The sequence below is a fragment of the Rhodococcus sp. DK176 genome, assembly GCF_038447315.2.
Taxonomy (GTDB): Bacteria; Actinomycetota; Actinomycetes; order Mycobacteriales; family Mycobacteriaceae; genus Rhodococcus_F; species Rhodococcus_F jostii_A.
The window spans coordinates 7,355,884-7,368,249 of the sequence record NZ_CP118321.2 but is presented as its reverse complement, the minus strand read 5'-3'; the positions used below and the strand labels follow the sequence as shown (position 1 = coordinate 7,368,249).

At 68.9% G+C, this 12,366-nt stretch carries 15 protein-coding genes; 4 read left to right on the top strand and 11 right to left on the bottom strand.

The window, feature by feature from the left end:
• Positions 1 to 12 precede the first annotated feature (12 nt).
• Genes PSR88_RS34270 through thyX form a run of 4 tightly spaced genes read right to left on the bottom strand, consistent with a single transcriptional unit; the run spans position 13 to position 4,387 of the window.
• Positions 13 to 636, bottom strand: a complete 624-nt coding sequence (locus tag PSR88_RS34270) for a TIGR03085 family metal-binding protein (RefSeq protein WP_011598555.1) — start codon at positions 634 to 636, stop codon at positions 13 to 15.
• A 25-nt stretch (positions 637 to 661) separates the two neighbouring features.
• Complete coding sequence (locus PSR88_RS34265; RefSeq protein ID WP_016880116.1) at positions 662 to 2,686, bottom strand: ribonuclease J; 2,025 nt, start codon at positions 2,684 to 2,686, stop codon at positions 662 to 664.
• Positions 2,683 to 3,591 (bottom strand): 4-hydroxy-tetrahydrodipicolinate synthase, encoded by a 909-nt coding sequence (gene dapA / locus PSR88_RS34260; RefSeq protein WP_005261164.1) that lies wholly within the window; start codon positions 3,589 to 3,591, stop codon positions 2,683 to 2,685. Before dapA ends, PSR88_RS34265 begins: the two co-directional genes overlap by 4 nt.
• A gap of 43 nt (positions 3,592 to 3,634) precedes the next feature.
• Positions 3,635 to 4,387 carry an FAD-dependent thymidylate synthase gene (gene thyX / locus PSR88_RS34255; RefSeq protein WP_009480003.1) on the bottom strand — a complete coding sequence of 251 codons (753 nt, stop codon included), beginning with the start codon at positions 4,385 to 4,387 and terminating at the stop codon, positions 3,635 to 3,637.
• Positions 4,388 to 4,473: 86 nt separating this feature from the next.
• Between thyX and PSR88_RS34250 the strand changes: the two genes are divergently transcribed.
• The 3 genes from PSR88_RS34250 to PSR88_RS34240 all read left to right on the top strand — a co-directional run bounded on the left by PSR88_RS34250 (position 4,474) and on the right by PSR88_RS34240 (position 6,429).
• Positions 4,474 to 5,388 carry a tyrosine-protein phosphatase gene (locus PSR88_RS34250; RefSeq protein ID WP_016880115.1) on the top strand — a complete coding sequence of 305 codons (915 nt, stop codon included), beginning with the start codon at positions 4,474 to 4,476 and terminating at the stop codon, positions 5,386 to 5,388.
• Positions 5,389 to 5,415: 27 nt separating this feature from the next.
• Positions 5,416 to 5,892, top strand: coding sequence for a toxin-antitoxin system HicB family antitoxin (locus tag PSR88_RS34245; RefSeq protein WP_011598552.1), 477 nt, complete (start codon positions 5,416 to 5,418; stop codon positions 5,890 to 5,892).
• A gap of 102 nt (positions 5,893 to 5,994) precedes the next feature.
• Entirely contained in the window at positions 5,995 to 6,429 is a 435-nt protein-coding gene (locus PSR88_RS34240; protein ID WP_005240727.1) for an SRPBCC family protein, read from the top strand.
• 4 nt (positions 6,430 to 6,433) lie between these two features.
• Here PSR88_RS34240 and PSR88_RS34235 read toward each other — a convergent pair whose 3' ends face one another.
• From PSR88_RS34235 to PSR88_RS34215, 5 genes are all read right to left on the bottom strand, one after another.
• Positions 6,434 to 7,666 (bottom strand): winged helix-turn-helix domain-containing protein, encoded by a 1,233-nt coding sequence (locus PSR88_RS34235; protein ID WP_011598551.1) that lies wholly within the window; start codon positions 7,664 to 7,666, stop codon positions 6,434 to 6,436.
• A gap of 47 nt (positions 7,667 to 7,713) precedes the next feature.
• Positions 7,714 to 8,172 carry a flavodoxin family protein gene (locus tag PSR88_RS34230; protein WP_009479998.1) on the bottom strand — a complete coding sequence of 153 codons (459 nt, stop codon included), beginning with the start codon at positions 8,170 to 8,172 and terminating at the stop codon, positions 7,714 to 7,716.
• A 29-nt stretch (positions 8,173 to 8,201) separates the two neighbouring features.
• Entirely contained in the window at positions 8,202 to 8,681 is a 480-nt protein-coding gene (locus tag PSR88_RS34225) for a hypothetical protein (RefSeq protein ID WP_011598550.1), read from the bottom strand.
• The gene (gene dapB / locus PSR88_RS34220; RefSeq protein ID WP_016880114.1) at positions 8,678 to 9,436 is read right to left on the bottom strand and encodes a 4-hydroxy-tetrahydrodipicolinate reductase; all 759 of its coding nucleotides are present in this window, start codon (positions 9,434 to 9,436) and stop codon (positions 8,678 to 8,680) included. The genes PSR88_RS34225 and dapB overlap by 4 nt, the downstream gene beginning before the upstream one ends.
• A gap of 103 nt (positions 9,437 to 9,539) precedes the next feature.
• Positions 9,540 to 10,157 carry a TIGR03086 family metal-binding protein gene (locus PSR88_RS34215; RefSeq protein WP_011598549.1) on the bottom strand — a complete coding sequence of 206 codons (618 nt, stop codon included), beginning with the start codon at positions 10,155 to 10,157 and terminating at the stop codon, positions 9,540 to 9,542.
• An 89-nt stretch (positions 10,158 to 10,246) separates the two neighbouring features.
• Here PSR88_RS34215 and PSR88_RS34210 point away from each other — a divergent pair, with 89 nt between their 5' ends.
• Positions 10,247 to 10,732, top strand: a complete 486-nt coding sequence (locus PSR88_RS34210) for a MarR family winged helix-turn-helix transcriptional regulator (protein WP_016880112.1) — start codon at positions 10,247 to 10,249, stop codon at positions 10,730 to 10,732.
• A 21-nt stretch (positions 10,733 to 10,753) separates the two neighbouring features.
• Here the strand turns inward: PSR88_RS34210 and PSR88_RS34205 are convergent, their stop codons facing one another.
• Positions 10,754 to 11,194 (bottom strand): YdeI/OmpD-associated family protein, encoded by a 441-nt coding sequence (locus PSR88_RS34205; protein WP_011598548.1) that lies wholly within the window; start codon positions 11,192 to 11,194, stop codon positions 10,754 to 10,756.
• 33 nt (positions 11,195 to 11,227) lie between these two features.
• On the bottom strand, positions 11,228 to 12,334 hold the full coding sequence (locus PSR88_RS34200; protein WP_009479992.1) for a zinc-binding dehydrogenase: 1,107 nt from the start codon (positions 12,332 to 12,334) through the stop codon (positions 11,228 to 11,230).
• Between the last annotated feature and the right edge of the window lie 32 nt (positions 12,335 to 12,366).

The following is a 12,366-nucleotide window of genomic DNA, read 5'->3' as shown; positions in this document are numbered from 1 at the left end:
GGCGAAATGCCCTCAGAACCCTCGGTCGAGGGAGGTCACGGCCTCGATGTCGGCGGTCTCACCATCGGTCTCGATCCGTACCTGGTCCCGGCCGAACGCGTGCAGGGCGAGTTCCGACGGTTCACCACGCAGGATCACCCGGCCGGTGCCTGCCTTGCGCACGGTGGCCTGCTCTCCGGACGGCCGCTCGAGCACCACCGTCACCGGGGAGTGCCGGTAGCCGAGCTTTCCGACCTTGCGTGCGAGTCCCCACAGCGCATCCTGGCGTTTGCCGGGCAGGACCCGCGGTTCCCATCCGTCGTGGGCGCGGCGCACGTCCTCGTGATGGACGAACATCTCCCCCAGGTTCACCTGTGCGTCCACCCAGTACATCGGCGACCACATCGGCGGACCCGACCGGACCTCGTCCAGCAGGCGGCTCCACGGACGTTTCGCCGTCTCGTTCTGGACGTGTTCCGTGTAGCCGGCGAGCCGACCCACGACGATGCCGGGGGCAGCGTCGAGGCGTCGTTCGCGCACGATCAGGTGGGCGGCCAGGTCCCGGTTGGTCCACGTCCCGCAGAGGGTCGGGGCGTCGGGACCGAATTCGGCCATCGAGTCGACGAGGGCGAGGCGTTCATCTCGGGCGAAGGTCACCCGACCGAATCTACCTGCCGGAGAACTACTTGCCCTCGGCCGACGGCACCGCGATGACGGTCGGGACGATCATCGGCCGGCGACGGTACTTGTCCGCCACCCATTTGCCGACGACGCGCCGGATCGCCTGGGCGATGCGGTGAGCGTCGTTGATGCCCTCGGTGGCCAGTCGCAGGAGTTCCGCCTCGACCAGCTGAGCCGCATCCTTGAGGGCCGTGGGGTCGTCGGAGAATCCGCGTCCGGACACCTCGGGGGTGCTGACCGCACGACCGGTGTGGTCGTCGATGACGACGTTGATGGCGATGAACCCGCCCTCACCCAGGACCAGCCGGTCCGACAGCGTGGAGTCGCCGACATCGCCGACGGACAGTCCGTCGACGTAGACGTGCCCGACGGGAACCTGCCCGACGATCTCGGCGAGACCGTCGACCATGTCGACCACCACGCCGTCCTCGGCGAGCACGATCCGGTCCTCCGGCACGCCGGTGGCCTTCGCGAGAGCGGCGTTGGCACGCAGGTGACGCCATTCGCCGTGGACCGGCATGGCGTTGGTGGGCCGGACCGCGTTGTACAGGTACAGGAGCTCGCCCGCCGACGCGTGACCGGAGACGTGCACCTTCGCGCTCTGCTGGGTGACGACGGTGGCACCGCGCTTGGCGAGTCCGTTGACGACGGCGAACACGGAGTTCTCGTTGCCCGGGATCAGCGAGGACGCCAGCACGACGAGGTCGTTGGCCCGGATGTTGATCTGCCGGTGCTCACCGCGGGCCATCCGCGACAACGCCGACAGCGGTTCACCCTGCGACCCCGTGGAGATGAGGACGAGCCGGTCGTCGGGCAGGTTGGCCGCGGTGTCGATGTCGACCACCAGGCCGTCCGGCACGGTCAGGTATCCGAGATCCTGTGCGATCTGCATGTTGCGGACCATCGACCGGCCCACGAACGCGACCCGCCGGTTGTACCGGTGGGCGACGTCGACCACCTGCTGGATGCGGTGTACGTGGCTGGCGAAGGAGGCCACGATCACGCGCTGTTTGGCCTTGCCGATGACGTTGTCGAGCACTCCCCCGATCTCACGCTCGGGGGTGACGAATCCCGGCACCTCCGCATTGGTGGAGTCGACGAGGAACAGGTCGACGCCCTCGTCGCCGAGACGGGAGAAGCCGGCGAGGTCGGTGAGCCTGCCGTCGAGCGGGAGCTGGTCGAGCTTGATGTCACCGGTGTGCAGCACGACGCCGGCGTCGGTCCGGATCGCGACGGCGATGGCGTCGGGGATCGAGTGGTTGACGGCGAAGTACTCGCACTCGAACGGACCGTGATCGGTGCGCTGCCCCTCGACGACCTCGACGAGGTTGGGGCGCTGGCGGTGCTCACGGCACTTGGCAGCGACGAGCGCGAGCGTGAACCGCGAACCCACCACGGGCAGATCCGGCCGCAGGCGCAGCAGGAACGGGATGGCACCGATGTGGTCCTCGTGGCCGTGCGTGAGGACCACTGCCTCGACGTCGGCCATCCGGTCCTCGATGTGCCGGAAGTCCGGGAGGATCAGGTCGACACCCGGCTGCTGGTCTTCTGGGAACAGCACACCGCAGTCGACGATGAGCAGCTTGCCCTGGTGCTCGAAGACGGTCATGTTGCGACCGATCTCGCCGATGCCGCCGAGAGCCACCACCCGCAGACCCTTGAACGGAGCCTTCGGCGGGGCACCGAGCCGGGCTGTCGGATCGACCGACGCCGGCCGCGTGTCCTGACGCTTGTTGCCGCCTCCGCGCCTGCCGGAGCGGGACGACGACTTGTTGGCGGCGCCGCCCTTCGTGGAGGAGGTCTTCACGGGCGCAGACTTGGCCTGCTCCGACTTCGGAGCCGACGGCTGGTCGGCGACGACGGGCGCCGACTTCGGCGGCTCGGCGACGACGGGCGCCGACTTCGGCGGCTCGGCGACAACCGGCGGCACGATGGCCGGGGGCGCCGACTTCGGCGGCTCGCTTGCGGTGGGGGAAGGGGGACCGGCCTGACGGCTGGCACTGCGACGACGAGGCGGTCGGGTCACGCGAGCACCCCCGCAGCGTGCAGATCGGCGGCCAACAGGTCGAGCTGATCGTGGGTGGGTGCCACCTGCGGCAACCGGGGTTCGCCGACGTCCAGGCCGATCAGGCGCAGACCCGCCTTCGACGCGCTGACGCCGCCGAGACGCGCCACCGAGCGGATGACCGGGATCAGGCTGAGGTTGATCGCGCGGGCGCGGGCGATGTCTCCGGCCGCAAACGCCGTGTGCAGTTCGCGCAACCGGCCGGGCACGAGGTGCCCGATGACGCTGACGAATCCCGTTGCGCCCACCGACAACCACGGCAGGTTGAGTGGATCGTCACCCGAGTAGAACTGGAGGTCCGTCGTGCCGATCAACTCGGCGCCTGCGTTGAGGTCGCCCTTGGCGTCCTTGACCGCGACGATGCGCGGGTTCTCGGCGAGGCGCCGGATGGTCTCGGTCTCGATGGGGACCACGGAGCGGGGTGGAATGTCGTAGAGCATGACCGGAAGGTCGGTGGCGTTGGCGACGGCGGTGAAATGGGCGAACAATCCGGCCTGCGGCGGACGCGAGTAGTAGGGGGTGACGACGAGGAGGCCCTGCGCGCCCGCGCGGGCGGCGTCACGGGCGAGTTCGACACTGTGCGCGGTGTCGTTGCTGCCCGCGCCGGCGATGATCTTCGCGCGGTTGCCCACCGCGTCGATCACTGCCCGGAGCAGCTCGAGCTTCTCGTTCTCGGTGGTCGTCGGCGACTCACCGGTCGTACCGGCGAGGACGAGGGAGTCGCACCCGTTGTCGACGAGGTACGCCGCGAGGCGGACACCGGCGTCGACGTCCAGCTTTCCGTCCGAGGTGAACGGCGTCACCATCGCTGTGGACACGGTGCCGAACGGGCGCTCGACGGGAGAAGCGGAATCACCGTAGGTCATGGTCAGAAGGCTACCCGGTGACCCAGGTACTTTTGCACACCAGTCACGCGTCGGCGGAAAACGTGCTCCGCGCCACCTCCGTGCCGTCACCCCAGACCAGTACCTCGAAGTCGCCGAAGACATTCGGCGCTGCCGCCTGCAGCTGCCTCAGGCACTCGACCGCGACGCGGCGAATCTCCACGTCGGCGTGCTCGGTGGCGCGCATCGAGACGAAGTGCCGCCACGCCCGGTAATTGCCGGTGACCACCACGCGGGTCTCCGTGGCGTTGGGCAGGACGGCCCTCGCCGCCTGCCTCGCCTGCTTGTTGCGCAGCGGCACGCTGGAGGTGTCCGCCAGTTTCGTTTCGAGTGCCTCGAGGAGTTCGCCGTACGCCGCCCGGCTCGCGTCGGTGGCCTTCGCGAACAGCTCCTCGAGTTCCGGGTCGCCCGCGATCGCGGGGGGGACGACGACGTTGCCGTCGTTCTCGCGCACGAAGCGCTGCGACAGCTGCGAGTAGGAGAAGTGGCGGTGCCGGATCAACTCGTGGGTGCAGGACCGGGAGATGCCGGTGATGTAGAAGCTGACCGTGCCGTGTTCGAGGACCGACTCGTGCCCGACCTCGAGCAGATGGCGCAGATATCCGGCGTTCGTCGCGGTGCGGGGGTTGGGTTTGGACCAGCTCTGGTAGCACGCCCGGCCCGCGAACTCCGCCAGCGCTTCGCCGCCGTCGGCGTCGGTCTCCCACGGAATGTCCGCCGGCGGAAAGAACTCCGTCTTCGCGACGAGTTGCACCCTGAGCGGCACGGTCTGCGGCACTGCGCTGTTCCTCCTACCGAACTCCCTGGTGGGGAGTCCCTCCTGAATGCATCGACCCTAGTCGCAGCGGTGATCGGGGTCTCGGCGTGCCCCGTTCCGGCAACGGCCCGGTTCCCGTGCGTTCACCCGCGCGTGTCAGTCTCGACTCGCCCACACTTTCGGTGGCGCCGCAGATTCGCGAGGGAGACTTCCTGTGCAGTACCGGACCGGCCGCGCACGCCGTCGTGATCGCAGTTCTCGGGACAGCGGTTCTCGGGGCCGCTCCCCCGGCGTTCGCCGGACCGCCCGCGACGGGACCGTCGGTCGCCGGTAGTCCGGCACAGCCCGTGACGGCGCAGCGCTCACTCGGGCTCGAGGGTGCCCGAAACGCCCGTGACATCGGTGGATACCCGACGGCAGACGGTGCCGTCGTCCGCTCCGGTCTGGTGTTCCGCACGGACGCGCTGGACAGGCTGACCCCGCGCGACCTCGCGCAACTCGACGCGTCGAATGTGACGATCGTCGACGACCTCCGCACGACGTTCGAGCGGGCGCTCGCGCCGGACCGGCTTCCGGCCGGAGCAGCCGGGAACTGGTACGACGTGCTCGGGCAGTCACCGATCACCACTCTGGTCGACATGCCCGCCGCCTACCGCGCCTTCGTGACGGGACCGGGTGCGAACGAGGCGTTCTCGGCGGTTCTGCACGACATCGCGGCGGCCGACGGCGCCGTGATGTACCACTGCAGCGCAGGCAAGGACCGCGCCGGCTGGACAACGGCCGTGCTGCTCACCGTCCTCGGAGTTCCGCGGGACACGGTGAGAGCGGACTATCTGCTCAGCAACACCTACCGCGGCGCCGATCCGGAGCATCCCGGACTGGACGGCGTCGACCAGGCGTGGCTCGACATCGCGTTCGACACGGCCGTCGCCACCTACGGCAGCTTCGACGCCTACGTGTCGGAGGGGTTGAAGTTGTCCGAGGGAGACATCGCCCAGCTGAAGTCACGACTGCTTGACTGACGTCACTTATGACGCCATGCTGGCGTCATGGACCTCGGCAACTACGTCTCCCGGCTGCAAGACGACCTGAATGCGGCAGCCGCACTCGGCGACGAGCAGACGCGGGCGACCGCGTCGGCGCTCGCCGCCGCGGTCGAACCCGCCGCCCGGCTCCTCCTGCTCTCGGCGCTCACCGATTTCGCGGGTGAAGTGTCGTCCGAGCTGGGTAATCGCACCGTCGGTGTGCGTCTGAACGGCAGCGAGGTCGCGGTCGACGTGCATCGCACCCCCACCGCGCCCGGGCCGGACGGGGACGGAACGACCACAGCCGAGGACATCGGTGCCGCCTTCGATGACGTCACCGGTGACATCAGCCGCGTCACTCTGCGCCTGATGGATCAGATCAAGTCGAAGGCCGAGGAGGCCGCCTCGCAGAACGGGGTGTCGCTCAATTCCTGGGTGTCGCAGGCGGTCCAGGGCGCACTCAAGGACCAGATGCGCCGCAGCGGCAGAGACAATTTCTGAGCACCGGCGTACTCACTCCACACGCCCGTCGGCGGCGGTGATGTAATTACGTCGCATCAGCCACACGGTGAGAGTCGCCACGGGCTCGAAGGAGCGAAGAACATGGCCGTTTCCGGCGTCAAGGAATTCGAGATCAAGGCCGATCCGGCCACGGTGATGGCCGCGATCGCTGCGGTGGATCGCCTGCCCGAGTGGTCCTCGGCCCACAAGTCGGTCACCATCGAGAGCACACACGACGACGGCCGCCCCCATCGAGTCCGGATGAGCGTCTCCATCCTCGGGATCAGCGACGAGCAGGTCGTCGACTACACGTTCGAGGGCGACGACACCGTGTCGTGGCATCTCGTCGAGAGCGGCCAGCAGAACGCCCAGGACGGCTCGTACGTCCTCACCGAGTCCGGCGCAGGCACCAAGGTCACGTTCGAGTTGACGGTCGACCCGAAGATCCCGCTGCCCGGGTTCCTCGTGAAGAAGGCGCAGAAGACGGCGCTCGAGACCGCGAGCAAGGGCCTGACGAAGTTCGTCGAGAGCCTGTAGTTCCTCACTCTCCTCGCGGCCGCGCCGCCGCGGCCGCGAGGAGAGCACCGAGGTTGCCGCGATCGTCCACCCGGATGTCGTCCAGACCCAACCACGTTGCCATTCTTCGCAGTTCCGGGAGCAGCGCCTCCACCACACGCCCCGGATTCCGGTCGGGTTCCACGAACGCAGATCGCACCGCGAGCGTTCCCGACGCACGGTCGGCCTTGAGATCGACCCTCGCGACCAGTTCACCGTTCAGCAGGAACGGATAGACGTAGTACCCGTGGACACGTTTGTGCGCGGGGGTATAGATCTCGAGGCGGTACCGGAAGTCGAATATCCGCTCGGTCCGGGGACGGCAGAAGACCAGCGGATCGAACGGGCACAACAGCGCCGACCCCTCCACCTTCCGGGGAACCCGGACGTCGCGGTGAACGAATGCCGGCGCATCCCAGCCGCGGACTCCCACCCGTTCCAGCACCCCGTCCTCGACGAGTTCCCCGATGGCCGAGGCGGTCTGCGCCGGCGACAGTCGGTAGTAGTCACGGAGATCGGGTTCGGTGGCCACACCGAGGGCCCGCGCGGACCGCTGCACGAGGCCGCGGACGGCGTCCTCCTCCGAGACTTCCTCGGCGAGTATCGCTTTCGGCAGCACCCGTTCACTCAGGTCGTAGTGACGGGTGAAGGCGACCCGCTTGTCCACCGCCAGCGCACCGGACGCGAACAGTTGCTCGCACACCACTTTGGTGTCGCTGCGATCCCACCACGGCCCCTTGCGGTCCGGCCGGTCGACCTCGAGGTGTTTCTCCACGTCGCTCGCGCTGCACGCACCGACGGCGCCGATCACGTCGAGCACGTCGGCGGCGAGCGTGGGACTGCGGTCGAGTACGCGGGATTCACCGGACCAGCGACCGTGCCGGTACCGGTGCATCCGCCAGCGCATCAGCGGCCAGTCCTCGACGGGGATGAACGCCGCCTCATGGGCCCAGTACTCCGCCAGCATCCGGGGTGCGCGGGCGGAATGCGACCACGCCGCCGAATCGACCAGCCCGCGGTCGTAGACACCGAGACGGCTGAACAGCGGGACGTAGTGGGCGCGCACCGCCACCGACACCGAGTCGATCTGGAACAGCCGCACCCGGTCGAGGACCGAACGGACGTGCCTGCGCGTCGGCGCCCCGGCCGGTTTCCGGTCGGCGAACCCCTGCGCCCAGAGCGCCGATCTCCGGGCCGCGGCTGCGGTCATCTCACGCATGCCCGCAGCCTGCCATCAACCACCGACACAACTCCCGGCCGCGACCGTCAGGCGTCCTCGGCCAGCGTCACCGCGACCGTCGCACCGAGTTCGTAGCACCGCTCCCGTGCGCTCGCGTCGAGCGATCCGGTCAGTTCCAGGATCTCGGCCACCTGCGTGAGTGCCAACCCGGTCACGATCTTCTGCACCGATGTCACGGCCCCGGCGGTGTCGTTGTTGCCGTGCACCCAGAGCCCGTAGGGGCGGCCGGCGACCGCGTCGAGGCACGGGTAGTAGACGGTGTCGAAGAAATGCTTCAGCGCACCGGACATGTAGCCGAAGTTGGCGGACGTTCCGAACAGGAACCCGTCGGCTGCCAGGACGTCGGGCACGGTTGCGCCGAGAGCGGGGATCGACTTCACCTCGACGCCGTCGATGTCGGGATCGCGCGCGCCTTTCAGCACGGCTTCGAGGCACTCACGGGTCACCGGCGACGGCGTGTGGTGGACGACGAGTAGTGACTTCACAGTCGTCAGCGTACGACCGGGCCCGTTTCCTACCGGCCGGGCTCGCCTTCCCGTTCGACGCGTTCGAGTTCCACGGCCCGTTTCATCGTCTCCCGGGCCCTGCCGCGGTCGCCGGCGTAGTCGTAGGCGCGGGCGAGGCGGTAGGAGTTCCGCCAGTTGTCCGGGTCTGCTTCCCATTCGGATTTGACCTGATGGAACAGTGCGTCGGCGGCATCCCGGTCGATGCGGCCCGAGGGGCGCTTCGGCAGATCGCTGACATCCAGTTCGAGCCCCTCGTCGGCGATGCGGCGGGACAGATGCTGATGCTGGAATCCGGCACGCAGCGTGGCGTAGACGATCCAGGCGCCCAGGAACGGAAGGATCAGGACGCCGACACCCAGGCCGATCGCGGCTGCTCCGCCGTCCTGGATCAGCTCGATCCCGCGTTGGCCGAGAAGGACGAAGTAGAACGCCAGCGCCGCGACCAGCAGTCCGATCGTGACGACAGTCTTGGCCGAGCCGTCCTTCACAGGTCGAGAAGGGGGTCGATACCGACGGTCAGGCCGGGACGGGAGCCGATCTCCCGTACCCCGAGCAGGACGCCGGGGGCGAAGGAATTGCGATCGATCGAATCGTGCCGGATGGTCAGCGTCTCGCCCTGCGTGCCGAGGATGACCTCCTGATGGGCGACGAGACCTGCCAGCCGCACGGAATGCACCCGCACGCCGTCCACGTCGGCGCCGCGCGCACCCTCCAGTTCGGTGGTCGTGGCGTCGGGGCTCGGTCCCACGCCCGCCGAGCGGCGTGCCGCCGAGATGAGCGCGGCGGTGCGGTAGGCGGTGCCGGACGGCGCGTCCGCCTTATTGGGGTGGTGCAACTCGATGACCTCGACGGAATCGAAGAACCGTGCCGCCGCCTCGGCGAAGCGCATGGAGAGAACGGCACCGATCGCGAAGTTCGGGGCGATCAGGACACCCACCTCGGGCCGCTCCGACACCCACGACCGCACCGTGTCGAGCCGGGCGTCGTCGAATCCCGTCGTGCCCACGACAGCATGAATACCGTTGGACACGAGGAACTTCAGGTTGTCCATCACCACGTCGGGGTGGGTGAAGTCGACGACGACCTGCGTGCCGGCCTCGACGAACGTCTCCAGTCGGTCGCCGTGATCGACCTCCGCGACGAGTTCGAGGTCCGGTGCCTGCTCCACCGCCTCGCAGATCGCTCGGCCGACCTTGCCCTTGGCCCCGAGAACCCCGACCCTGATGGGTGCTGCTGCGCTCACTTCTCCACGCTCCGTCCAGTCACAACGATTCGCCCGAAAGCCTACGCAATCGCCGGGTGCCGACCGGTGCGCAGGGGCGGGGCGGGAGACCTGCGTCTCGCCGTCAGACGCGGCCGGCCTCGTACTCGGGGTGCCAGTGCGGTGATCGGCCGAGCAGCGACAGCACGGTGTCGAAATCGGCGGAGTCGGGGTCGGTCGGCAGGCCGGAAGCGAACGCGGCCCCCTCGCGCATCCGGTCCGCCCCGTCCGGGACGAGTCGTGCGATCGGGAGAACCGCGGCCACCATGCCGGATTCGGGCGCGAAGTCGAACCCGAGTGACCGGGCGACGTCCCACGAATGGACGATGTAGTCGAGGAAGTGGAACCCGACGGCCGTGGGTGCGGGAAACCGGAACTCGGTGCTGATCTCCGGCAACCAGAACTGCTGCTCCCCGATGCCGTCCCGGGCGAAGGCCTCGATGACGGTGTGGGCCGCCGAGCGGTACGCGGCAACGGGATCCGCCGCCACGTGCGGCCGCCACTTCGACAGGTCGGGACCGCCGCCCGCGGCCGCTGCGGCGAACCCCAGGTGCTGCACGGTCATGTGGGCGAGCAGTTCCCCGAGAGTCCACTGCGCACACGGGGTCGCGCGCTGCAGATCGTCGCGGGTCACCTGCGACACGAACTCCACACTCGATTGCACGGCGCGGACATCCCAGCGCCGGACCTCGTCCACATCCATCGTCGACACCTCGTCCTCGACTCGAATTTATATGCGTTCGCTTATCATCTACCTCTGCATATGATCGGTCAAGGTGTATTTTCTGCGATATGCCCAGCCTCGACCCGACCAACGGACAGCACGAACGCACTCGTCCCGACCTCGCGGCGATGACGACCGCTCTGAACCGTTCGCTGGTGGCGGCGGAACTCCCCGTGCTCGCGGAGCACGGACTCACCATGTGGGGATACGTCGTGCTCCTGGCACTCGACGAGCACCCGCTGCGAACCCAGGCCGCGCTCGCGGAAGCAATCGGAGCCGACAAGACCAGGATCATCGGCGTGCTCGACGACCTGCAGGACAGTGGCCTGATCGACCGTCAGCGCGATCCCGCGGACCGCCGGGCCCGCCTGCTGTCGCTGACCCCGGACGGGCACGACGTGCGCGCCTCGGCACAGGCGGCGATCCGGCGGGGCGAGGAGCGGCTCCTGGCCAGGTTGCCGGAGCGCGACCGCGAGAGATTCGTGTCCGCGCTGATCGCGCTGTCGGCACTGCCGGTCGACGACGTCACCGGGTGCCCGGGCGACTCCGCCTGACGGAATTGCTGCCGGTTGGCCTCAGCCCTGCAGCAGCGCGTCCACGGCCTTGCCGATCCGGCGTTGCCGGGTCTCGTCCGTCTTGGCACCCTCGATCGAGAGCACGTGCCGGCGCTGGTTGCTGTACGACAGTGCGTCGAACGCCCTTCTCGCGTCCGGTTGCCGGTCGAGCGCCTCGGCGAAGTCGGGCGGAACCGTGACGACCCTGGGTTCGGTGTCGAGTTCGACGGCGACGTCCACCTCGTCACCTGCCGCCACGCCCGCACCTGCCCTGTTCTCGGCGCTGAGCGGAATCATGAACGCGCCACCCATCAGCGCGACCGTGGTGCGGTAGGTGTGACCGCCGATCGTGACCCGGACCGCGGGGCGCTTACCCGACCCCAGTTCCGCGACGACGTCCTCGGGGATCCGGAAACCGGTCGCGGTCTTGCCGCCCAGCTCGATGGTGGTGCGAAACCTCATGGGCAGAATTCTGCCCGCGACCGGCCCGCCGGGTCAGTCGAACACGATGATCTGCCGGATCGCCTTGCCGTCGGCGAGTTCGTCCATGCCGCGGTTGATGTCGTCGAGCGTGATGCGGGAGGAGATGAGCTTCTCCACGGGGAGCTTCCCGGCGCGCCACAGGTCCTCGTAGATCGGGATGTCCCGCGACGGCACCGCCGACCCGAGGTAGCTGCCGATGATGGTGCGGGCCTCGGCCACCAGAGTGAGCGGGGAGATCGACGACCGCGCGTCGGGCGACGGCAAACCGACGGTGATCGTCTTGCCACCGGGAGCGGTCGCGCGAACAGCCGACTCGAATGCGCGCGCGTTGCCGGCCGCCTCGATGACGATGGGTGCCCGGACACCGGCTTCCTCGAGCTCCGCCGGGGTGTAGACGGCCGTTGCGCCGAGTTCGCGTGCGGTCTGCAGCTTCTCGGGAACGGCATCGACGCCGATGACCTCGCCGGCGCCCCTGGAGACCGCCGTCAGGATCGCGGCCATCCCCACTCCACCGAGCCCGACGACCATCACGGCCTGGCCGGGTTGCGGATCGCCCGCGTTGAGGACGGCACCGCCGCCGGTGAGGACGGCGCATCCGAGGACGGCCGCCACATCGGCGGGGACGTCGTCGCCGACGGGGACGACCGAGCGGCGGTTGACGACCGCGTGCGTCGCGAATCCGGACACCCCGAGGTGGTGGTGCACGGTGTCGCCGCCGCGGTGCAGTCGCACTCCCCCGTCGAGCAGGGTTCCGTCGTTGTTGGCACCGGTGCCGGGCACGCACGGCATCCGGCCGTCGGTGGCGCAGCCCTCACACTCCCCGCAGCGAGGGAGGAACGTCATCACGACGCGCTGTCCGACCGTGACGTCGTCGACTCCGGCTCCGAGTTGGGTGATCCGCCCCGCGGCCTCGTGCCCGAGCAGCATCGGGACCGGGCGCACCCGGTTGCCGTCGACGACGGACAGGTCGGAATGGCACAGGCCCGCCGCCTCGATCCGGACGAGGATCTCGCCCTCGCCGGGCTCGTCGAGGTCGAGTTCGGAGATCGAGATCGGCGCCGACTCGGCGAACGGGCGGGTTCTCCCGATCTCCTCGAGTACCGCTCCACGGATCTTCATCTCGGGCTTCTCCTCTGGTTTCGGCGAATCCT